This is a genomic window from Nonomuraea sp. NPDC050547, from assembly GCF_044457345.1.
Lineage (GTDB): Bacteria > Actinomycetota > Actinomycetes > Streptosporangiales > Streptosporangiaceae > Nonomuraea.
In genome coordinates this window covers 50641-72395 of record NZ_JBITGW010000011.1, presented here as the reverse complement: position 1 = coordinate 72395, position 21755 = coordinate 50641, and the positions used below count along the sequence as shown (strand labels likewise).

General features: G+C 71.7%; 20 protein-coding genes and 1 riboswitch. Of the genes, 7 read left to right on the top strand and 13 right to left on the bottom strand.

The annotated features are described in order from the left end of the window. Positions 1-43: 43 nt before the first annotated feature. The 3 genes from ACIBHY_RS26950 to ACIBHY_RS26940 all read right to left on the bottom strand — a co-directional run bounded on the left by ACIBHY_RS26950 (position 44) and on the right by ACIBHY_RS26940 (position 4562). On the bottom strand, positions 44-3421 hold the full coding sequence (locus tag ACIBHY_RS26950) for a protein kinase (RefSeq protein ID WP_397308165.1): 3378 nt from the start codon (positions 3419-3421) through the stop codon (positions 44-46). Positions 3422-3518: 97 nt separating this feature from the next. Continuing rightward, complete coding sequence (locus ACIBHY_RS26945) at positions 3519-4067, bottom strand: GNAT family N-acetyltransferase (RefSeq protein WP_397244731.1); 549 nt, start codon at positions 4065-4067, stop codon at positions 3519-3521. Between the two features lie 9 nt (positions 4068-4076). Beyond that, a complete protein-coding gene (locus ACIBHY_RS26940) occupies positions 4077-4562 on the bottom strand; it encodes a shikimate kinase (protein ID WP_397244728.1) in 486 nt (161 codons plus the stop codon). Between the two features lie 30 nt (positions 4563-4592). Here ACIBHY_RS26940 and ACIBHY_RS26935 point away from each other — a divergent pair, with 30 nt between their 5' ends. From ACIBHY_RS26935 to ACIBHY_RS26925, 3 genes are all read left to right on the top strand, one after another. Then, a complete protein-coding gene (locus tag ACIBHY_RS26935) occupies positions 4593-4853 on the top strand; it encodes a DUF6458 family protein (protein WP_397244726.1) in 261 nt (86 codons plus the stop codon). 40 nt (positions 4854-4893) lie between these two features. Next, a riboswitch (TPP riboswitch) is annotated at positions 4894-5006 on the top strand. Beyond that, the gene (gene thiC, locus ACIBHY_RS26930; RefSeq protein ID WP_397308052.1) at positions 4999-6705 is read left to right on the top strand and encodes a phosphomethylpyrimidine synthase ThiC; all 1707 of its coding nucleotides are present in this window, start codon (positions 4999-5001) and stop codon (positions 6703-6705) included. It overlaps the preceding riboswitch by 8 nt. 57 nt (positions 6706-6762) lie before the next feature. After that, positions 6763-8313, top strand: a complete 1551-nt coding sequence (locus ACIBHY_RS26925; RefSeq protein WP_397308051.1) for a Coagulation factor 5/8 type domain-containing protein — start codon at positions 6763-6765, stop codon at positions 8311-8313. 35 nt (positions 8314-8348) lie between these two features. On the opposite strand, the gene ACIBHY_RS26920 is transcribed toward ACIBHY_RS26925, so the two are convergent. Then, positions 8349-8498 (bottom strand): GPGG-motif small membrane protein, encoded by a 150-nt coding sequence (locus ACIBHY_RS26920; RefSeq protein WP_181019798.1) that lies wholly within the window; start codon positions 8496-8498, stop codon positions 8349-8351. A 16-nt stretch (positions 8499-8514) separates the two neighbouring features. After that, positions 8515-9021, bottom strand: coding sequence for a DUF6328 family protein (locus ACIBHY_RS26915; RefSeq protein WP_397244718.1), 507 nt, complete (start codon positions 9019-9021; stop codon positions 8515-8517). Positions 9022-9107: 86 nt separating this feature from the next. On the opposite strand from ACIBHY_RS26915, the gene ACIBHY_RS26910 reads away from it, so the two are divergent. Continuing rightward, on the top strand, positions 9108-9908 hold the full coding sequence (locus ACIBHY_RS26910) for an SAM-dependent methyltransferase (RefSeq protein WP_397308050.1): 801 nt from the start codon (positions 9108-9110) through the stop codon (positions 9906-9908). Here ACIBHY_RS26910 and ACIBHY_RS26905 read toward each other — a convergent pair. The 5 genes from ACIBHY_RS26905 to ACIBHY_RS26885 all read right to left on the bottom strand — a co-directional run bounded on the left by ACIBHY_RS26905 (position 9905) and on the right by ACIBHY_RS26885 (position 15523). Beyond that, the gene (locus tag ACIBHY_RS26905) at positions 9905-10480 is read right to left on the bottom strand and encodes a GrpB family protein (protein WP_397308049.1); all 576 of its coding nucleotides are present in this window, start codon (positions 10478-10480) and stop codon (positions 9905-9907) included. The genes ACIBHY_RS26910 and ACIBHY_RS26905 overlap by 4 nt on opposite strands. A 12-nt stretch (positions 10481-10492) precedes the next feature. Then, complete coding sequence (locus tag ACIBHY_RS26900) at positions 10493-11368, bottom strand: hypothetical protein (RefSeq protein ID WP_397308048.1); 876 nt, start codon at positions 11366-11368, stop codon at positions 10493-10495. A gap of 53 nt (positions 11369-11421) precedes the next feature. Further along, positions 11422-13605: an accessory Sec system translocase SecA2 gene (gene secA2 / locus ACIBHY_RS26895; protein WP_397308047.1), complete on the bottom strand. Its 2184-nt coding sequence runs from the start codon at positions 13603-13605 to the stop codon at positions 11422-11424. A 111-nt stretch (positions 13606-13716) separates the two neighbouring features. After that, positions 13717-14922 (bottom strand): DMT family transporter, encoded by a 1206-nt coding sequence (locus ACIBHY_RS26890; protein ID WP_397308046.1) that lies wholly within the window; start codon positions 14920-14922, stop codon positions 13717-13719. Between the two features lie 175 nt (positions 14923-15097). Further along, on the bottom strand, positions 15098-15523 hold the full coding sequence (locus tag ACIBHY_RS26885; RefSeq protein ID WP_397244705.1) for a cupin domain-containing protein: 426 nt from the start codon (positions 15521-15523) through the stop codon (positions 15098-15100). A 112-nt stretch (positions 15524-15635) separates the two neighbouring features. Here ACIBHY_RS26885 and ACIBHY_RS26880 point away from each other — a divergent pair, with 112 nt between their 5' ends. Both ACIBHY_RS26880 and ACIBHY_RS26875 read left to right on the top strand, forming a co-directional pair. After that, on the top strand, positions 15636-16007 hold the full coding sequence (locus tag ACIBHY_RS26880; protein WP_397244703.1) for a VOC family protein: 372 nt from the start codon (positions 15636-15638) through the stop codon (positions 16005-16007). 79 nt (positions 16008-16086) lie between these two features. Continuing rightward, complete coding sequence (locus ACIBHY_RS26875; RefSeq protein ID WP_397244701.1) at positions 16087-16977, top strand: DMT family transporter; 891 nt, start codon at positions 16087-16089, stop codon at positions 16975-16977. On the opposite strand, the gene ACIBHY_RS26870 is transcribed toward ACIBHY_RS26875, so the two are convergent. After that, positions 16874-18043 carry an FAD-dependent monooxygenase gene (locus ACIBHY_RS26870; protein ID WP_397308045.1) on the bottom strand — a complete coding sequence of 390 codons (1170 nt, stop codon included), beginning with the start codon at positions 18041-18043 and terminating at the stop codon, positions 16874-16876. The genes ACIBHY_RS26875 and ACIBHY_RS26870 overlap by 104 nt on opposite strands. A gap of 78 nt (positions 18044-18121) precedes the next feature. On the opposite strand from ACIBHY_RS26870, the gene ACIBHY_RS26865 reads away from it, so the two are divergent. Next, entirely contained in the window at positions 18122-18667 is a 546-nt protein-coding gene (locus tag ACIBHY_RS26865; protein ID WP_397244697.1) for a TetR/AcrR family transcriptional regulator, read from the top strand. Between the two features lie 3 nt (positions 18668-18670). On the opposite strand, the gene ACIBHY_RS26860 is transcribed toward ACIBHY_RS26865, so the two are convergent. Further along, positions 18671-21082, bottom strand: a complete 2412-nt coding sequence (locus tag ACIBHY_RS26860; RefSeq protein WP_397308044.1) for a hypothetical protein — start codon at positions 21080-21082, stop codon at positions 18671-18673. A 24-nt stretch (positions 21083-21106) separates the two neighbouring features. Next, the gene (locus ACIBHY_RS26855) at positions 21107-21670 is read right to left on the bottom strand and encodes a GNAT family N-acetyltransferase (RefSeq protein WP_397244693.1); all 564 of its coding nucleotides are present in this window, start codon (positions 21668-21670) and stop codon (positions 21107-21109) included. Positions 21671-21755 lie beyond the last annotated feature (85 nt).

Below are 21755 nucleotides of genomic sequence, written 5' to 3'. Positions count from 1 at the left end.
GCCTCCGCTCTTTCCGTCCTCTGGTGGCGTACTTGTCGCCGGGTCAGCAGCTGCTGCGGTAGGAGGCCTCGGGGATGAGCTTCGCCCACTCGGCCTCGCTGAGCGCGCCTCCCGCCCGCGCGCACACCTGTTCGGCCGCGAGCAGCGGGTCGATCGGCGACTGCTGCACCTCGCCGCCCGGCTGCACGACGAACAGCCGCCGCCCGTCGTCGCTGAAGGCCATGTCGGCGGGGTAGGCGTCCACCGGCGCCTGGCCGACCTCGCGCAGCGAGTCCGCCTCCCAGATCTCCACCCGCTCGCCCCCGACGGCCAGCAGCCGGCCGTCGGGGGAGAAGCGCAGGTGCAGGGCGCCGGAGGAGACGGGCGCCGTTCTGCCCTTGCGGGTCGAGAAGTCCCACAGGAGCATGCGGCCGTCCTCGCCGAGCACGTAGCCGAGCGTGCGGCCGTCGGGGCTGAAGGCGACGGCGTCGGGTGCCAGGCTGCGCACTCCGGCGGGGTCGCGGGTGACCCGGCCGCTGCTCAGCTCGACCAGGTCGGCGCCCGAGGCCAGGGTCTTGCCGTCGGGGCTGAAGGCCAGCGCGGTGCTGCCCACGCCGGGCAGTGTGCGGGTCTTGCGGCCGTCGCGCACGCTCCACAGGTCGATGTCCGGCCCGCGCACGACCGCGAGCGTGCCGCCGTCGGGCGACAGCCGTACGGCGGAGGGCTCGTGGCCGGTGTCGATGGCGTTGACGCGGCGGCCGGCGGCCACGTCCCAGATCACGACCGGGTCGGCGGCGACGGCCAGCAGGGTGCCGCCGTCGTCGAAGGCGAGGTCGCCGGTGCCCTCGATGCGGCCGATCGGCTGCTTCTTGAGCGCGTCGGTGAGCTTGATCGCGCCGGAGACCTGCAGCGCGGTCACCCGGCCGCCGGGCGAGAGCCGGGCCATCCCCATGCTGACCGCCTCCTCGTCGGGCGTCAGCTCGACGGCGCTGGAGACGTCGATGGAGACCACCGAGCCCGAGCCCTTCACGTAGCGCAGCGCGCGGCCGTCACCGGAGAAGGCGAGGGCGGCCTCCGCCTGCCTGACGGGGTACTGGCCGAGAATGCCGGCGTCCGCCACCCGCCACAGCTGGGCCTGGTCCTCCAGCCGCTCGGCCAGGAACCTGCCGTCCGGGCTGAAGACGGCGGGCAGCAGCGAGCCGCCCCTGCTCGGCAGCAGGCGGCGCCCGCCGGTGGCGGTGTCCACGAGCGTGATCCCCGTGGCGCCGGTGACGGCCAGGCGGGAGCCGTCCGGGCTGAAGGCCAGGGGCAGCTCGGCCCCGCTCTTGGCGACCGGCACGTCCACCTGCACGGTGGTGGTGCGCTTGCGGGAGCGCAGGTCCCACAGCTCGGCCCGGCCGCCGTCGTCGGCGGAGCCCAGCGCGGCCCAACGGCCGTCGCGGGAGACGGCGTAGGTCCGGCCCGTCAGGTCGAGCGGCAGCGGCGCGCCGTCGGCGGGGTAGAGCTCGGTCCTGCCTCCGGCGGACAGGGCCAGCAACCGCCCTTCGGCCAGCAGTTCCACCGCGTCGCCCTGCGGGCGGGCGGCACCGACCTGCTTGCCCGTGGCCAGCTCGACCGTGCGCACCGTAGAGCCGTCGGACACGGCCGCCCTGGCGCCGTCGTCGCTGATCGCCTCGACCTGCCCGCCCGGCACCCTGGCCCGGCCGGTGGCCCTGCCGGTGGCGATGTCCCAGGTGACGACCTGGTCGCCGGCCCGCTTGAGCAGGCTCTTCCCGTCGAAGGCCAGGTGGTAGGCGGCCGACGGCACGATCTCCGGGTCGGTGAACACGCTCACCTCCGGCTGGGCCAGCGAATGCTGCAGCGCGGTCCTGGCCTCGAAGACCGGCGACAGGCTCCAGGCCGCCACGCTCAGCCGCATCGCCGCCTGCGGGTCCGTCGCGCGCATCGCCTCTGCCCGCGCCGCCACCGCCCGCGCGTTGGCCTGCGCGAGCTGCTTGCTCAGGTCCTGGCTCTGCCGTACGGCCAGCACCGACGCCGAGACGGCGACCGCCAGCAGCGCCGCCATCGCGGCCAGGGCCAGCCCGCGCCGGCGCCCGCGCCGCCTGGCCTGGGCGGCGCTGCGGTCGAGGAAGTCGCGTTCGAGGGCGTTGAGGTCCAGGTGGCGGCGCGTGGTGGCGGCCCAGCCGAGCGCGGTGTCCAGGGCGCTGCCGTGGTAGAGGTCGGCGGCGCGGCGGCGGTGGGCCTGCCAGTGGAGCGCGGCGCCGCGCAGCCTGCCGTGCACGGCCAGGCCGTCGCGGTCGTCGGCCACCCAGGAGCGCAGCCTGGGCCAGGCGTGGTAGAGCGCGGCGCTGGCCGGGGCCACCAGGTCGTCGGAGACGGCCACGAGCTTGCCGGTCTCGGTGTCCTCGGGGGCGACCTTGAGGCTGCGCCGTACCAGGAGGCCGGCTTCCGCGAAGTGGGTCAGCACGCCGAGGTCCTCGGCCTCGTCGCGCGGGATGCGGCGGAGCGTCTCGCCGTCGAGCATCCGCAGCAGGAGACCGGGCACGGCGCGCTGCTGTTCGGGGGTGAGCGCGGCGTAGACCTCCTCGGCGACCTCGCCGAGCGGCCGCTCACCGCCGAGGCCGTCCGGCGGCCTGACCTCGGCCGCCAGCTCCGCGCCCGCGCTCGGCTCCGCGCTGCCCAGCAGCCCGAGGAGCAGTTCGGGGGCGGTGGGGCGCCCGGCGGGGTCCTTGGCCAGCGCGCGGGCGACCAGCGAGCGCAGCGGCTCGGCCAGGTCGCCGGGGTCGGGGTCGACCGTGAGCACCCGGTGCATGACGCCCCCGAGGCTCTCGGCCTGGAACGGGTCCTCGCCCGTGGCGGCGAACAGCACCACGCCGCCCCAGGCGAACACGTCGGCGGGCGGCCCGGCGCGGCGGCCGGTGAAGACCTCGGGGGCCATGTAGGTGGGGGTGCCGCCGATGAAGCTCGTGCTGGCCCCGTCGGTGGTGCGCGCGACGCCGAAGTCGATCACCCGGGGCCCGTCCGGCCCGAGCAGCACGTTCTCCGGCTTGAGGTCGCGGTGCACGACGCCCGAGCTGTGGACGGCCGCCAGCGCGGTGGCCAGCGCGACGGCCAGCCTGAGCAGGGAGTCGCCGGAGTAGGGGCCGTGGCGTTCGAGCGCCTGGCGCAGGTTGGGGCCCTCGACGAACTCGCTGACGATGTACGGCCGCTCGGCGTCCAGCCTGGCCTCGACCACGCGGGCGGTGCAGAAGGAGGCCACCCTGCCGGCCGCCGCGGCCTCCTTGGCCAGTTGCCCGCTCAGCCCGCCGTGCAGGACCTTCACCGCGAAGCGACGGCCCTCGGCGTCGTAGGCGTCGTAGACGACGCCCTGGCCGCCCGCGCCGAGCCGGCCGGCCAGCCAGTAGCCGCCAAGCCGTTCGGGGTCACCGGGCACCAAGCGCATCGTCACTGCCCCTTAGATGCGCACAACGCGGAATTGGTTGCCGGCCGCAACGCCACAGGTCCCTCGCGCGCCTCGAGGGACCCGTGCGTCATGATCATTATGACAGGGGTTTCCACTCCGTACGCAGCACGGACATCGTCACCGAGTCGTACCACTGTCCCTCCCACAGCAGCGCGTCACGCAGCACGCCCTCCCGCACGAAGCCGGACTTCTCGTAGACGTGCTTGGCGCGGTCGTTGAAATCGTATACGCCCAGCTCGATGCGGTGCAGAGGGGTTGTGGCGAACGCGTGGCCGAGCACCAGGCGGATGGCTTCTGTGCCGTAGCCCTTGCCGAACGCCCGCGCGCCGACCAGGGCGATGCGCAGGTTGCACGACAGGTTGTCCTTGTCGAGCTCGTTGAGCACGATCTCGCCGACGTACCCGTCCGCGGCCATGATGGCCAGGTCGAGCCGGTCCTCGTGGTCGCGCCGGGTGGTGTACCACTCCAGGGCCGCCTTGGGGGAGATCCCGTCGCGGGCATGGGAGCCCGTGAGCCGGGCGACCTCGGGGTCGTCGCAGAGCTCGATCAGGCCCTCGACGTGTTCGGGCCCGACGGGTACGAGGGTGACCCGGTCACCGGCGAGGGTGGGTTTGTTCGCGAACATTTCCCTAATTTATAGAGCCTCGTAAATGGTTGTCGCCGTGTTTTCCGGGGTGGCCGTGGAGACGTCGAGCCGCAGGTCGGCGAGCTGCAGGAAGTACGGCTCGCGCCGCGCCCGCATGGCGGAGGGCGAGAACTCCGGGCGGTGGTCGGACGAGCGCATCCGCTGGGCCAGGATCTCGTCGGGGGCGTCCAGCCAGACCACGAAGGCCGCGCGCAGCGCCTCGCGCACCCGCGGATCCTCCACGGTGCTGGCCGCCGCCGCGATCACCTGGGGCGGCTCGGTCAGCGCGTGGAGCACGTGCTCGGCCTCCCTCCGGTGCAGCACGTCCGCGCCCTCCGCCTTCGCGATCTCGGCGGCGCTGGCGCCGTAGCGCCCGCGCAGGTACGGGTCGCTGTCGCTGAGCGGCACGCCCAGCTCGCGGGCCAGCAGTTTCCCGACGGTCGTCTTGCCCGAGCCCATGAGCCCGATCACGACGACAGGTTTGTTCTTCGACATGGGGATAGGTGTTTCCTCTGGAGGTGCGTTATGACAATCGCCGGAGGCATCATCCTCATCATGCTCGGCGCGATCCTGACCTGGGCGGTCGAGTTCGACCTCGCCGGTCTTGACATCAATGTGATCGGCGTCGTCCTCATGATCGGTGGTCTGGCCGGGTTGCTGTTCGGCCTGTACCGGATGCACGTTACCCGCAGGGTGATCGAGGAGCCGATTCACGAGGACCCGCACGCTCGCCGTACGACGACGGTCTACGAGGAGCGTCGCCGTATCGACGAGCCGCCGCTGTAAGGGTCTTGTGCGTACCCCGGGTCGCCGGGGTACGGTGGCGCGGTCCGAACGCGGGAGCCCGGTGCAACGGGCTGAGAGGACGGCTGGAGCAGCCGCCGACCGCCAGAACCTGATCCGGGTAATGCCGGCGAAGGGAGTTTGCGCGATGAGTGACGCGCGCTTTTCCAAGATCCATCTCGGTGATCTGCGGGTGCCCATGCGGCGGGTGCATCTGTCGAACGGGACGTCGGTGGAGCTGTACGACACCTCCGGGCCGGACAACCCCGACATCACGCGGGGCCTGCCGCGGCTGCGGGAGGTGTGGGTGCTCGAACGCGGCGACGTCGCCCGCTACGGCGGACGCCAGGTGCGGCCCATCGACGACGGCTTCAAGGAGCAGGAGGCCTGGGCTCGCGCGAACACCGAGGTCTTCCCCGGCGACGGGCACAAGCCGCTGCGGGCCACCGGGGCGCCCGTGACCCAGCTCGCCTACGCGCGGCGGGGCGTGGTCACCAAGGAGATGGAGTTCGTCGCGGTCAGGGAGGGAGTGAGCGGCGAGTTCGTGCGCAAGGAGGTGGCGGCCGGCCGGGCGATCATCCCGGCCAACGTCAACCATCCGGAGAGCGAGCCGATGGTCATCGGCCGCAACTTCCACGTGAAGATCAACGCCAACATCGGCAACTCCGCGGTCGCCTCCTCGATCTCCGAGGAGGTGGAGAAGATGACCTGGGCCACCCGGTGGGGCGCCGACACCGTGATGGATCTGTCCACCGGCCGCAACATCCACACCACCCGCGAGTGGATCATCAGGAACGCGCCGGTGCCGATCGGGACCGTCCCGATCTACCAGGCGCTGGAGAAGGTCGGCGGCGTGGCGGCCGACCTGTCGTGGGAGGTCTACCGGGACACGCTGGTCGAGCAGTGCGAGCAGGGTGTCGACTACATGACCGTGCACGCCGGGGTACGGCTGGCGTACGTGCCGCTGACCGCGCGGCGCAAGACCGGCATCGTCTCGCGCGGCGGCTCGATCATGGCGGCGTGGTGCCTGGCCCACCACCGGGAGAGCTTCCTGTATGAGAACTTCGAGGAGATGTGCGAGCTGCTGGCGGGCTACGACGTGGCCTTCTCGCTCGGGGACGGCCTGCGGCCCGGCTCGATCGCCGACGCCAACGACGAGGCGCAGTTCGCGGAGCTGCGCACGCTGGGCGAGCTGACGAAGATCGCCCGTGCGCGCGACGTGCAGGTCATGATCGAGGGGCCGGGCCACGTGCCCATGCACAAGATCAAGGAGAACGTGGACCTGCAGCGCGAGATCTGCGACGACGCCCCGTTCTACACGCTGGGCCCGCTGGTGACCGACGTCGCGCCGGGCTACGACCACATCACCTCGGGCATCGGCGCCGCGATGATCGGCTGGTACGGCACCGCCATGCTCTGCTACGTCACCCCCAAGGAGCATCTGGGCCTGCCGGACAAGGACGATGTCAAGACCGGCGTCATCACCTACAAGATCGCGGCCCATGCCGCCGACCTCGCCAAGGGGCACCCCCGGGCGCAGGAGTGGGACGACGCGCTGTCGGACGCCCGTTTCGAGTTCCGCTGGGAGGACCAGTTCAACCTGTCGCTGGATCCGGTGACGGCGCGGGCGTTCCACGACGCGACGCTTCCGGCCGAGCCCGCCAAGACCGCGCATTTCTGCAGTATGTGCGGGCCGAAGTTCTGTTCGATGAAGATCACCCACGATGTCCGGAAATATGCGGAGGAGCATGGGTTGACGGACTCCGCGGCCATCCAGGTGGGCATGGCGGAGAAGGCGGTGGAGTTCACCGAAAGGGGCGGTGAGGTCTATCTGGATCCGGCGGACCCAAAATAGCGAGTAGGACTCATATTGGGTCTTGACTGGCGTCTGTAAGGAGCCCACGCTGAGGGCGTGATCAGCCGCATACTCGCCGTCCTGGTCGCCATCGCCCTGCTCGCGATACCCGCCCCCGCGTTATCCCGCAGCGAGCAGCCCGTGAGCGGCTTCATCGACGCGCACAGTCACCTGATGTCCTACGAAGCGTTCGGCGGCAAGCTGCTCTGCGGCAAGCCGTTCGACCCGGGCGGCATCGCCAGGGCTCTGGTCGACTGCCTCGACCACTTCCCGAACGGCGAAGCCGCCTGGTTCGAGAACTTCACCCGCACCGGTCAGCCGACCGGCACCCACGACCCGGTCGGCTGGCCCACGTTCAGGAGCTGGCCGGCGCACGACTCCCTGACCCACCAGCAGGCCTACTACACCTGGATCGAGCGCGCCTGGCGCGGCGGGCTGCGGATCATGGTCAACGACCTCGTGGCCAACCGCCAGCTCTGCGAGATCTACCCGCTGAAGACCAACCCCTGTGACGAGATGGGCTCCATCCGCCTGGAGGCCCGCCGTACGTTCGAGATGCAGGACTACATCGACCAGCAGAGCGGCGGCCCCGGCCAGGGCTGGTTCCGCGTGGTCAGGAGCCCCGCCGAGGCCCGCTCGGTCATCGCCGCCGGGAAGCTGGCCGTGGTGCTCGGCATCGAGACCTCCGAGCCGTTCGGCTGCCGGCAGACGCTCGGCATCCCCCACTGCACCAAGGCCCAGATCGACCGGGGCCTGGATGAGATGTATCAGCTCGGCGTCCGCTCCATGTTCGTCTGCCACAAGTACGACAACGCCCTGTGCGGCGTCCGCTTCGACTCCGGCACCCAGGGCGCCATCGTCAACCTGGGCAACTTCCTGTCGTCGGGCCGCTTCTGGCAGACGGAGGCGTGCACGGGACCGCAGCGCGACAACACGATCTCGCCCGCGGTGCTCCCGCCCGAACTGGCCCGCTGGCTGCCGCCCGGCGTCAGCCTGCCCGTCTACCCGCCGGGGCCGCACTGCAACAGACGCGGGCTCACCTCGCTCGGCGAGCACATGGTCAAGGGCATGATGAGCCGCGGCATGCTCATCGAGGTCGACCACATGAGCGTCAAGGCCGCCGACCGGACGCTCACCCTCCTGGAGCAGGCCGGCTACGACGGCGTGATCTCCTCGCACAGCTGGACCGACGCGCTCAACTACCAGCGGATCTACCGGCTCGGCGGCATGGTCACCTCATACGGCCACGGGGCCGAGGGGTTCGCCGACGCCTGGCGCGAGACCAAGCCTCTGCGCGACGCGGCGGGCCGCCCCGGGTTCGGGTACGGCCTCGACGCCAACGGGCTGGGCAAACTGCCGGCTCCCCGGGCCGGCAGCGCGGTGGCGTACCCCTTCCACTCCCACGACGGCTCGGCCAGCTTCGACCGGCAGAGCACAGGACAGCGGACCTGGGACTACAACGTGGACGGCGTCGCCAACTACGGCCTGGTGCCCGACTGGATCGAGGACATCAGGTCGCTGGCCGGCGACGCGTTCGTCCAGGACATGGCTCAGGGGGCCGAGGCCTACCTGAGGACCTGGGAAGCGGCTGAAACGGTTGTGAGGTGAGAGAAGGCGGGCCGGTTCTGTCCGGCCCGCCTTCCTCACACATTGAAGATGCTGACTCCGCCGGGACCCACGAGGAATCCCAGCACGATGAGGACGATGCCCCACAGGATGTCCCGCCGGGCCAGGATGACGTAGATCCCGGCGACGACGAGGATGACGGCGATAATCCAGAGCAATGTAGCCATGGACCTGCTGCTGCCCTCAGGACTTCTCCTCTAACGTGCCCTTGGTGCGATAGATGTCCGTGATGGGCTGGAGGAGCCAGAACCACCCGGCCGTGAGCGCCACCGCGCCGCCGAACAAGGTGGCCGGCCAGGCGTTCAGCACCACTTCGGCCACCATGGCCACGGCCGCGGTCATGGCGACCAGCAGAAACGCCGCTCCCGCGATGCCCAGCGAGTTGGCCCGTTTGATCATGCGCTCCTTGAGCCCGGTGCGGAAGAACACCCGGTGCTGCGCGGCGGGCGTGATGAAGCACACCGACGCCAGCGCGGCGCCCATGAGCGCGATGAAGAACAGCCATAGGCCCACGGTGTCGACCTTGCCGAAGCCCTGCTGGAAGGGAACGGTCAGCAGGAAGGCGAAGAGCACCTGGACCCCGGTGACCGCGACGCGCAGGCCCTGCAGCAACTCGGTCAGCTCGCGATCTACCCGTTCTTTGTGGGACTCGCGTTCGTTGTGCGGCTCGCCCCGAGAAGTGTCCGTCATGCTCGGGCGCTACCCCGCAGAGGCGCTGACATACCGGCCGGAGTCTGGATACGATCCGCGGCAACGGAACTTCGGCGGAGCCGCCCATGATCAACGAATGGATTCCCCCCGGGGTCGATGCCACCCGGCCGAGCGTGGCTCGTGTATACGACGCGCTGCTGGGCGGCACCGAGAACTTCACCGTGGACCGGGCCGTGGCAGAACGCCTGACCGCCGCGGTCCCCGAGGTGGTCAGCCTCGTCTGGTGCAACCGCGCCTTCGTCGGCCGGGTCACCGACCATCTGGTGCGTGAGGCCGGCGTCACCCAGCTCATCGACCTGGGCGCGGGCCTGCCGACGATCGAGAACACCCACGAGGTCGCCCAGTTCGCCAACCCCGAGGCCCGCGTCGTCTACGTGGACCTCGACCCGATGGTGGAGCCGCACGCGCGCTCGATCCTGCGCACCAACCTGCGCGCCACGGCCATCACCGCGGACGCCATGGACGTGGACGCCGTCCTCGGCGACCCCGACCTGCTCGACCTGATCGACTTCTCCCGGCCGGTGGGCCTGCTCATGATGAGCGTGCTGCACCTGTTCCCCGATGAGGACGACCCGCACGGGCTGGTCAAGCAGTACATGGAAGCGCTGCCGCGCGGCAGCTACCTGGCCGCGTCCAACATGATGACCTCCCACAACCCCAAGGCGAAGGCGCTGGAGGCGATGCTGCACGCCACGATGGGGACCGGCCGCTTCCGCACCGCCGAGTCGATCAACCGCTTCTACGACGGGCTGGACATGGTCGGCCCCGGCCTCGTCCACCTTCCCCACTGGCGTCCGGAGGGCAGTCCCGGGCCGCTGGAGACCTGGGAGGAACTCCTGCTGGGCGGCGTGGCCCGCAAGCCCTAAGGGTGGGCCGTCCAGCCGGTCTCGTCCGCCCATCCCTCGGCGACCACGATGACCAGGTCCACGACCGGGTCCTTGACGTCGGCGTACTCACCCGTCTCACGCACCGCCCCGGCCAGCCGCCGCTTGAAGTCCGCGTAAGCGGGTACGGCCCGCGGATGCGCCCGGAACCAGTCGCGGAACAGCAGCGCCAGGCGGTCGTTGGGCGCGCCGAGCACCCGCACGTGCAGGTTGACCTCGTCCCCGGGGCTCCCCCGCCGGGTCCAGAGCCGCTTGGCCCACCTGGCGGGGTCGTCCTCCAGCCCCGCCGGCACGTGGTCGCGCCGGTACGGCGACATCGTGAACCCCAGCGCCTCCAGGGGCCCGCCGAAGACCCGCTCGGCCTCGTCCAGATCGAGAACGCTGACCTGGAGATCGAACAGCGGCTTGGCCGCCATGCCGGGGATCGAGGTGCTGCCGATGTGCTCCACGTGCGTCGCCACCGGCCCGAGCACGCGCCGGAGGTCGGCGCACAGTCGCGCCGCCGTTCCCTGCCAGGCGGGATCGTGGGGCACGACGACAGGGCGTTCGGTCATCGGGCCAGGGTCTCAGAGGCGGCCGTTGCGCCGCAAAACGTCGACGGCGTTGAAGGTGGCGACGCCGCGCCACTCCAGGGCGCCGGCGGGCGAGATCTTCGCGTACTCGACGGTCCAGCCGCCGTCGGCCTTCTGCGCGGCGGCCAGCCGGTCGAGGTCGGCCTCGATCTGGGCCGGCGTGAACAGGGCACGCGCCGGGCGATCGGGGTGCGGGGCCAGGTCGAGCGGGGTGAGCTTCTCGTCGGCCGTGCCGCCCTCCACGGGGATCTCGCCGCTGTCCGGGATGAGCTTGGCCAGGCCGTCCAGGAGGGCGGCGGCCTCGGGCTCGCGGTCGTGGACGGCGTCCAGGAAGTGGATGGCGAAGGACAGCACGTAGGCGTGGGGGCGGGTGTCCAGCGCGCGGACGGCGTCCAGGCAGTAGCGGATGGCGCGGGCCAGCCACGGATGCCCCGCCACCGACGGGACGCGCAGGGCCGCCGCCGCGCTCACGGCGGTGATCTGCAGCGAGGAGGTCGTTGCGTCGCCGCCGCCCCACCACGGGGCGGTGCCCGCCCGCACGGTCAGGGGCAGCGAGAACGGCAGGCCGCCGTCGGGCAGCGTCACCGTCTCCAGCCAGTCGCACAGCTGTTCCGCCTGGACGGCGACGGCCGGGGCGAGCTCGGCGAACACCTCGAAGGCGTGCAGGGCGGCGCCCGGCTGGCTCTCCGGGGAACGCAGGTCGGGCTCCAGGCCCCAGCCGTAGCCGCCGTCCGGGTTGCGATAGGCGTTCACCGCGGGCAGCAGCCCGGCGTGGTCACCGGAGCCGAGAAGGGCGTCGAAGCGCAGCCGGTCAAGAACACGCGCGTGCGTGGCCATGAAGTCGGCGGCGGAGGTCAGGTCAACGGTCATGACCTCATCCTTCCCGCCCGCCGCCGGACCGGTCTTGTAGGTTTCCGCCGTGCCTAACCGCGGCGGGCGGCGGAGGTGACGCGCTTGAGAATGCGGTCCCACTCGGTGCCGAACGGGTTGTCCTGCACCAGGTAGGTCCAGGTGGCGGAGGGGCGCTTCAGGTCGGGCTCCGACGACTCGAACGACTCCAGCGAGCGCCGCTCGATCTCGGCCTGCAGCGACTTGTACTCGGCGACCGCCTCCCTGTGGAACTCGTCGATCGGGCTCATCCGGCCGAGCGCCCGCAGGTGGATGCCCTCGCGCAGATCGGTGAGGAAGGCCAGGTGCTCGGTCCAGCAGGTGTCGATCGCGTGCAGGACGATCTGGCGCGCGGTCTCCTCGCGGGTGTCCTCCGGCAGCGAGTCCCAGCGCTCGGCGTCGGCCTCGGCCAGCGCCTTCGCGGCGGAGTCGGTGTGGAGGACCTTGTCGCGCCACTCCAGGATCAGCTCGCGCTGGTGCTCCAGCAGGCGGGTGTAACGCCAGGTGTTGCGGTGGATCTCCAGGTTGACGCCCTCGGCCACCCGCTGGGCGTGGCCGACCAGGTAGGCGCCGCGGCGGTGGCGGACCAGGCCGTCGGGGTCGGCGGCGGGCGGGCGCTCGTCCGGGACGAACTGGGTGATCAGGTCGTCCTGCATGCTGACGAAGAAGACCGAGCCGCCCGGGTCGCCCTGGCGGCCGGCCCGGCCGCGCAACTGGTCGTCCAGGCGGCTGCTGGCGTGTCGGCCGGAGCCGATCAAGTACAGGCCGCCGAGCTCGGCCACGCCGTCGCCCAGGCGGATGTCGGTGCCGCGGCCGGCCATCTGGGTGGAGACCGTGATGGCGCCGCGCTCGCCGGCCCTGGCGATGATCGCCGCCTCTTCCGCGTCGTTCTTGGCGTTGAGGACGACGGGCTCCAGGTTACGGCGCTGCAGGAGCTTGGCGAGGTTCTCCGACTCGGCCACGTCCAGGGTGCCGATGAGGATCGGGCGGCCGGTGGCGTGCGCCTCCTGGATCTCCTCGACCAGCGCCGCGTCCTTGTCGGGCACGGTCGGGTAGATCCGGTCGGGCTCGTCCTCGCGGATGGCGGGGGTGTTGGGCGGGATGACGGCGACCTTCAGGCCGTAGAACTCGCCGAGCTGCTCGCTGACCGCGACCGCCGTGCCGGTCATACCGGAAATCTTGGGATAACGCTTGATCAGGCCCTGGATGGTGAGCGAGTCGAGGATCTCCCCCTTCTCGCTGGGCGGCAGCGCCTCCTTGGCCTCCACGGCCGCCTGAAGGCCGTCCGGCCAGCGCTGCAGCAGCGCCACCCGGCCGCGCGAGGGGTTGATCAGCTGGACCTTGCCGTCGCGCACGATGTAGTCGACGTCCTTGGCCAGCAGCGCGTGGGCGTGCAGGGCCAGGTTCAGCTCGATGAGCGTGCCCGGCTCGTTCTCGTCGTAGAGCTCGACGTCGAGGATGTTCTCCACGCTGTCGGCGCCCTTCGGCGTCAGGTAGACGTTACGCGCGCCCTCGTCGATCTCGTAGTGGTAGCCGCGCACCAGCGTGCGCACGAGCGCCGCCATCTCCGGTACGGCGTTGCCCTCGTCGGCCGCCCCCGCCATCACGAGCGGCACCCGGGCCTCGTCCACGAGCACCGAGTCGGCCTCGTCGATCAGCGCCACCTCGGGCTCCGGCACCACGATCGCCGCCGCGTCGGTACGCAGCCGGTCGCGCAGCACGTCGAAGCCGATCTCGCTGACCGGGCCGTAGGTGACGTCGCGGGAATAGGCGGCGCGGCGCTCCTCGGGCGTGGAGTTCTGCCCGATCCAGCCGACGCTGACGCCCATGGCCTCGTAGAAGGGCGCCATCCACTCGGCGTCGCGCCTGGCCAGGTAGTCGTTGACCGACATCACGTGCACGCGCTTGCCCTGCAGGGCGTACCCGGCCGCCGCCATCGCGCCGGACAGGGTCTTGCCCTCGCCGGTCGCCATCTCGGCGACGTGACCGTGGAGGAGCGCGAGCGTGCCGAGCAATTGCACATCGTACGGCCGCAGGCCGAGCGTGCGGTCGGCGGCCTCGCGGGCGACGGCGCAGAACTCGGCCAGATCGTCCATGGACGGTTCAGGCAGATCGTCGAGCTTGCCGATCCGGTCGGCGCGGGTGTTCGCCGTCTTGACGATCTTCAGGTACGGACTCAGGTTCACCCCTCCTGGACGGTCCAGGAGATTCCTGATCATTCCGGTAATCGAGGCCACGGTTCCTCCAACGCGCGCTCCCTCGGCACCGTTCCCCCTGATTCCCCCGATAAGGGGTCCGGTACGGCAGGCACCGCCGTACCGGACCCTAACTCACCTTTGCCCGTGCACGGTCAGAACCACGACAGCGGCCAGCAGCAGAACGCATCCTGACCAGGCCAGAAGCGTCAGCCTTTCGCTGAACAGCACCACTCCTATCATCGCCGCTCCGACGGCCTCGCCGAGCGAGATGACCGAGACGGTCGCGGCCGGGAGCGCCGTGAGGGAGCGGAAGAACAACGCGTAGGCCAGGGCCGTCGGGACCGCGCCCAGGAACAGCAGGGTGGCGGCCGAAGCCAGGGTGAACTCCGGCAGGATGCCCCCCGCCAGCGCGAACGGCGCCAGGCACGCGGCGCCCACCACGAACCCGCCCACGGCGGTGGTCTCCGGGTCGCCGTTGTGGCGGCGGGAGTAGAGGGTGACGGCGGCGTAGCCGAGCGCGGACAGCAGCGACCACGCCACGCCCGCCGTGGCTCCGTCCGCCGGGCCGCCGCCCGTGAGGAGGGCCAGGCCCGCGAGCGCGGCGGCCAGCGCGACGAGGCCCACGCGGCTGAGGCGCTCGTTCAGCAGGAACCTTCCGCCCAGGGCGGTGAGGACCGGGGTGGCGCCCATCGTCACGACGGTGGCCAGGGCGATGCCGGACTCGGCGATGGCCGCGAAGTAGGCCGCCTGGTACACCGCCATCCCCACCCCGACCACGCCGACCCGCCACACCCTCACCAACGCCTTGGCCGTCCCCCTGTCGCCCACGGAACCCCCGGAACCCACAGGACCCACAGGACCCACGGAACCCGCGCTACTCACGGGCCCGGCGACCCGCCCGTTGCCCGCCGTAATGGGGCGCCGGATTCCGCCGTCGTCCCTGCTCGCCGCTGCGGCGCCGAAGAGCGTGCGGCTTCGGGGCTGTCCGGTGTGCCCTGCGGCGTCCGTGCGCCCGTTGGCCGCCGTGGCGGTGTGCCGGTCTCCGGCGTTGTCGCTGCTCGCCGCTGTGGCGCCGAAGCGCGTGGGGAGCGTGCGGCCTCGGGTTCGCGCGGTGTGGTCCGCTGTGCTGGTGTGGCCGGCGGGCACGGAGCGGGTTCGGGTGGGGCGGAGGAGGAGAGGGAGGAGGAGGAAGGCGGCGCCCAGGAGGTAGCGCCAGAACGAGACGGACACCGGGTCCAGGGTGGTGAACAGGAGCGAGCCGGCGGCGCCGCCGGTGCCCCAGGCGGCTGCGGCGATGGCGGCGTACACCGCGCCGCGGCGCGCGGAAATCGGGGTCATGACTGATCTTTCCGGATGAGGTGGATGAGGCCCGCGCGCGGGCAGCGCTCACCACCGGGGCCCAGCCTTGGGGTATCCGGGGAAGGAGGTCAGCCGCCCGCTAGAGGGCGGGCGGCGGGGAGCAGATCAGTCGTTGGTACACACGGCCCACCCTAGCGGGCGGCGCCCCGGCGCTTCATCTGGAATTCGCCCACGCGTCCGTGATCAGGCGGAAGTCGTCCAGGGATGCGGGGCGGCCGTCGATCTGGGTGCCGACCACGTGCTCGCGGAAGAGGGCGTGCAGCCGTACCACCGCGCCGGAGGCGTTGCGGAAGCCGTGCGGCGTCCCCGGCGGGACGAAGATGACGGCGCCGGGCCCCACGAGGCGGGTCTCGTCGCCGAGGAAGGCCTCGGCCTCGCCCTCGTCGATGATGAGCACCTCCTCCCCGGTGTGCCGGTGCAGGGGGATGCCCTCGCCGTCGGCCAGGTGCTCGAAGTTGAGCACGATGTCCTTGACGTAGTGGCCGTCGGCGCGGACCGGGTCCATGACGGGCCAGGTGAGGGAACGCGGCTTGGCGGGGTCGGGGAAGGGCCGGTAGTCGGGCCTGTCGATGATCGTCACGCCTCCGATCGTGGACCCGCCCGAAATTTCGCGGAAGACCGCACTTTTTCCTGCTCAAGGCACTTCCGCGTACCTGACAGAAGATGGCAGGTATGGCCGGCAGAGTAGCCCCATGACAACCAAGGCCGAACTTCTCGCGTTCACCCTCGACTGCGCCGAGCCCAAGCGGCTCGCCGAGTTCTACCACCGGATCACCGGCTACGAGATCCAGTACTCCGAAGACGAGTACGCCGCCGTCGGCAACGGTACGGTGTCCATCTACTTCGGCCGGGTGCCGGATCGCAAGCCGGTCACTTGGCCGAGTCCCGACAAGCAGTTCCACTTCGACTTCCGGGTTCCGGACGTGGAGAAGGCGGTCGCCGAGTACGTGGAGCTCGGAGCCACGAAGCCCGGGTTTCAGCCGGGTGTGACCGAGGAAGGCATCCGATGGGTGGTGCTCCAGGACCCGGAAGGGCATCTCTTCTGTGTATGCCCTTCCTCCTAAAGACTGATCCGAGAGCGGACACCGAGCCATAAGCTGGGTGAATGCTCTTGAAAGGTTCCTTGCCCCTCTGCGGGCGCCCATGACGTGGGTCGGTCTGGCGATTGCTCTGGCAGGGGCATTGGGATACGCGCTCGGCGCGGCGCTGCAGCAGTACGAGGCGGTGGCTCAGGGGGCGACGCTCAAGCTCGTCAAACGCCCGCGCTGGTGGATCGGGGGCGTCATCGGGTTCACCGGCGCCAGCCTGCACGCGGTGGCGCTGAGTTTCGCGCCGCTCGTCGTGGTGCAGCCGATCAGCGTGGCCACGCTGGTGTTCGCGGTGCCGCTGGCGGCGTTCATGTATGGGCGCAAGCCGTACAAGGCGGAGATCTTTGGGTCTGTCGCGGTCGCGGTGGGGTTGCTGTGGCTGATGCTGCTCGTCCCGCAGCAGCACGTGACGCCGCGGCTGGGGACGCCGGCGGCGCTCGCGTTCCTGGCGGTGATCGGCGTCATCGTGCTCATCACGCAGGTGGCGGCGCGGCGGGTCGAGGGGGCGAACAAGGCGCTGCTGCTCTCGGTGGGGGCGGGCGCGGTCACGGCCAGTGTGTCCACGTTCGTACGCGTGGTCGGCGGCGGGCTTGAGGGCGACCTGAGCAGGCTGCTGCACTGGTTCACGCTGGCGGTGCCGGTGCTGCTGATCTGCGCGGTGGTGCTGCTGCAGAAGTCTTACGCGGTGGGATATTTCGGCATCGCCTACGCCGGTGTGCAGGTGATCGACCCGATCACCTCGGTGCTGGCCGGCGCGATCCTGCTCGGTGAGCCGCTGCCGACCAGCCCGTCGACCGCCGTGCCCGCGATCATCGCCGCGGCGCTGACCGTCGGCGGCACGATCACGCTCGGCCGGTTGACGCCCGACCACTCGAAGGACCGGCCGGCGCCGGTGGCCGCCAGTCCAGAACCGAGTCCATTGCCCGCAACATCAGATCTGAGCTGAACCGGCCGGCCGCCCTCATGCCGAGGTCCCGCAGCCCGATCGCCACCGGGTTGCGGATCTTCGTCGCCCTGCAGATCGCCATGGACCTGCGGACGATCTCCGCTGTACGGCCCAGCCGCGCCTCGGTGTAGCCGGCCAGGTCCCCGCCCGCGTGGTGCGCGAGCACGACCGCGTCCTCGAGCGCCTGGCAGGCGCCCTGCCCGAGGTTGGGCGTCATCGGGTGGGCCGCGTCGCCGAGCAGCGCCACCCGGCCCTGGTGCAGGCGGGGCAGCGGGGTCCGCTGGTAGTACACGTCGTTGCGCAGGATCGCGCCCGGCTTCACCGCCTCCAGCATCGCGGGGATCGGCTGGTGCCAGCTCCCGAAGCGCCGCAGCAGCTCGGCGCGCTCGTCGTCGGCCCGCCCGCCCGGCGCGGCGAGGTCGGTGGCGTAGAAGTACACGAGGTCGCCGGCCAGCTGATGGGTCCCGAACACCAGGCCGCGGCCCCAGCTCTCCGCGCTGTGGACCGTCACGCCCTCGGGCCGCGGCAGCAGCCCGCGCCAGGCGGTGACCCCCGAGTAGACGGGCTCCGGGTGCCCGGGGAAGAGCTGCCGCCTGGTCCCGGAGCGGATGCCGTCGGCCGCGACGACCAGGTCGGCCCGCAACGTCTCCCGCCCGGTCTCGACGGTGCCGCTCTCGGGGTCCAGGCCGGTGACCTCGGTGTTCAGGCGGATGTTCGCCGGGCCGAGTCCGTCGGCCAGCAGGTCCACCAGGACCCGCCGCAGCATGAGCACGACGCCGTCGCCGTAGCGGATCCGCGCGTGTTCCTGCGAGGTCCGAGACAGCCAGCGCCCGTCCGTCTTGCGAATCCCGGCGGCGCCCTGGACGCGGGCCAGCTCGCGTACCGGGTCCCCGAGCCCGACGGTGTCCAGGGCGCGCAGCCCGTTGGGGGAGACGGCCAGCCCCGATCCCACGTTCTCCAGCGCGGGGGCCCGTTCCAGGACCGTCACGTCCCAGCCCTTGAGCCGGAGCGCCAGGCCCGCGGTAAGCCCGCCCACACCGCCGCCGATCACCACTGCCGTCGCCATCGCCCACTCCTCACTACGCCTGTAGTCCGTGACGGTACTACAGGCGTAGTTTCAACTACAAGTGTAGTATCCGATGTCGTGAACCGTTCCGAGCTCATCGCGGACACCGCGATCGCATTGCTGTCCGAGCGGGGCATGCGCGGCCTGACCCACCGCGCCGTGGACGAGGCCGCGGGCCTGCCGCCGGGCTCCACCTCCAACCTGGCCCGCACCCGCGCCGCCCTCCTGGAGCTCACGCTGAACCGCCTCACCGTCCTGGAGCGCAGAACGTTCGAGTCGGTGATCGAGCCCGGCGGCGACCCGATCGACCTGCTCGCCGCCGCCCTCCACAAGCAACTCCAGGACAGCCGCCGCACGCTGGCCCGCTACGAACTCGCCCTGGAGGCCACCCGCCGCCCGGAACTGCGCACGATCTACGACGCGGCCGGCAACCAGTTCCGCGCGCCCGCCACCGCCATCGCCGCCGCCCTGGGCTCGCCCGATCCGGTACGGCACGGCCGCCAGCTCATCGCCTACGCCGAGGGCCTGGTGTTCGACGCGCTGGCCGGGGCCGGCGAGATCCCCTGTTACGAGGACCTGCGCAAAGGCATCGAAGAGGTGGTGCGCGGCATGACGGGACGGTGACCGTCAACGAGGGGCGGTGCGCGGCGGCGGGCACAGGTCGCGGAAGGGCAGTTCCGGCAGGTGCCTGGCCCACTCCTCCCGGCTGAGCCCGCCCGAGTCGGCGCAGATCGCCTCGGCCGACCTGGCCGCGGCCACCGGGGCGGCCCGGCGCCCGCCGTCGGCGGCGATCGACAGCACCGTCCCGCGCCCGGCCAGCACCCAGATGCCGGCGCTCGACTGATCGAAGACCGCCTGCACCGGCCGGTCCCCACCGGCCAGCGGCACCTGCCGGTCCACCGTGAGCGTGCCGCTCGCCACCCGCCAGACCCGCACCCGGTCGCTGTCGGTCCCGGCCAGGTACTTGCCGTCGGGGCTGAAACGCAGCGTGCCCGAGGCGGGCTGCAGCGGCGTGGACAGCGTCGGCACCCCGGTCAGGTCGTAGAGCTGCACCCCGTCCTCGCCGGCGATGGCCACCCGCGAGCCGTCGGGGCCGAAGGCGGTGTAGTCGGGCGGCATCCGCTCCAGCCACGGCGCGGGGGTGACCCGGCCCGTGTGCAGGTCGTCGATCACCGAGCGGCGGCCGTCGAACTCCAGCACCCGCCGGTCGTCCGGCCCCACCACCACGAACCGGCCGGCGAACGCCTCCTCGTCCAGGCCGAGGTTCCAGGCCCACCGCTCGCCGTACTCGCTGCCCTCGGCGAACAGGAAGGCGCCTCCGGGGCTGAACCACGCCGCGTGCCGGCCCGGCTGGCTGAGCCCCCGGGCGAACTTCACCTTGACACCACCGCCCGACGTCCCCTCCCTGAAGGTCCCCTCCCTGAAGGTCCCCTCCCTGAAGGTCGTGTCCCAGAAGTAGGTGCGCTCGATGCCGACGAGCGCCAGGTCGCGTTCCAGCGACGACCAGGCGATGGCCCGGATCTTCTCCGGCGGGCCGGGCGTGGTGGCGATCTGCTCACCGGTGAGGGTGTCGAAGATCCGCAGCACGCCGTCGGTCAGGGCGGCCAGCTTCCTGCCGTCGGCGCTCAGCGTGTGCAGCGACCGCTCGGTCGCCGTCGGGTCGGTGAAGGAACCGCTCACCGGGTCGGTGTCGGACTTGGCGAGCTGCCGCTCGGCCTCCGGCACCGGCGCCAGGGCCCAGGAGGTGAAGCTCAGCTTGCGGGCCAGCACCGGGTCGCTCGGCCTGATCGTCTCCGCGCGGGTGGCCGCGACCCTGGCCATCGCCTCGTCGACCTGGCCCTGGGCGGTGCCGTACTGCCAGATCGCGACCGCGAGCACCGCGACCGCCACCGCCGCCGCCACGATCCAGCGGCGGCGGCCCCTGCGCCGTCCCGACGTCAGCCCCGCGTCGAGGAAGGCCTGTTCGTCGCCGCCCAGCGTGACGTGCCGCCGCCCGGTCGCCGCCCAGGCCAGCGCCCGGTCGAGCGTGCCGTCGTGGAACAGGTCGGCCTCGCGCCGCCCGCCGCTCTCCCACCGCCGCGCCGCCCGAGCCAGCTCCCGGTGTACGGCCAGCCCGTCGCGCTCGGCGTCGAGCCATTCGTGCAGCCTCGGCCACGCCCGCAGGAGCGCCCCGCAGCCCATGGTCACGCTCTCCTCGTCGCGGGTCAGCAGCCCGGCCTCGCCGTACACCTCGAGCACGCGCTCGATCGCGGCGGCCTGCTCCGGTGTGCGCCCGGCCACGAGCTCGGCCCGCGGGACGGTCACGCGGGTGTCGTCGCCGCGCTCGTCCATGCCCACCAGGCGGAGCAGTACCTCGGGGACGAGCTCCTGCTCGGCCCGGCTGAGCGCGGCGTAGAGCTGCTCGGCGCGGGTTCCGAGCGGTGGGTCGTGCACCGGCTCGGGCGGGAGTAATCGGCCCTGCTGCGACTGCGGCTGGTCCAGCAGCGACATGAGCAGCTGGCGGGCGCCGGGGCGGCGCTCGGGGTCGGCGTGGAGGGCGGCGGTGACCAGGTCGGCCAGCGCGAGGTCCAGCTCGGCCAGGCCGCCCGCGGCGAAGGCGAGCAGCCGGCCCCAGGCGCGCACGTCGTCGGCGGGCCCGCACGCGTCTCCGGTGCCGAGGCCGACCAGGCGGGGGCCCGCGTCGGTGAGCAGGACCGCGCCGGGGTCGAGCGCGCCGTGGACGGCGCCGGCCTCGTGGATGGCGGCCAGCGCGGTGGCGGTGGCGGCGGCCAGGCGGTAGAGGTCGTCGGCGGAGTAGGGCCCCCGGGTCTCGACGGCCTGGCGCAGGCTGTGTCCCTCGACGTACTCGCTGGTCAGGTAGGTGGCGGCGACCTCGACGACGGCGGCGACGTGCAGGCTCCTCACGCGCCGCAGCGGCTCGGTGTCCTCCGGCGGGACGCACTGGGTCAGGGCACGGCGCAGCCCCGACTCGTCGTAGGCCTCAACGGTGCGCCCACCGAGCCGGATGCCCAGCCAGTAGCCCCCCAGCCGATCATCCATGAGGGGTTAGACGCCGCCCTTCGGCTAACGGTTCAGGCGAGCCCGGTGCTCGGGCCACTCCTCTTCGAGGATGCCGAAATAGGCGGAATCGCGCCAGGTGCCGTCGGGACGTCTGCGGTGCCGGCGCAGGGTTCCCTCGTGGACCCCGCCGATGCGGGCGACCGCCGCCTTGGAGCGTTCGTTGAGGTCGTCCGTCTTGAACATCACCCGGTTGTAGCCGAGGGAGAAGGCGTGGTCGATCAGGAGGATCTTGCAGTTGGTGTTGACCCCGGTACGCCAGGCGGCGCGGCCGTACCAGGTCCAGCCGATCTCGATGCTCTCGTCGAACCCGGGCACGTCCGCGTAGGTCGTCTGGCCGATGGCGCGGCCCCGGTGGATCACGGCGAAGGCGACGTGGTTGGCGGTGACGCCCTTGACGATCCGGGCCAACTCCTCCTTGGTGCGCGGGGTGGGCGCGGGCATCCAGCGCCAGACCTCGTCGTCGTCGCCTCCGGCGGCGAACAGGTCGGGGACGTGGTCGAGGGTGAGCGGTTCGAGCCGGACGACGTCGTTCTCGAGCACGGCGGGAGCGGGCATGCGGGCGGTCATGCGGTTCAGCTTAGAGGCCGGGTTGACCTGGGTTTATGGCCACCTGCGGGGAAATGTGGGAGACCACTGTGGACGGTCATACCGA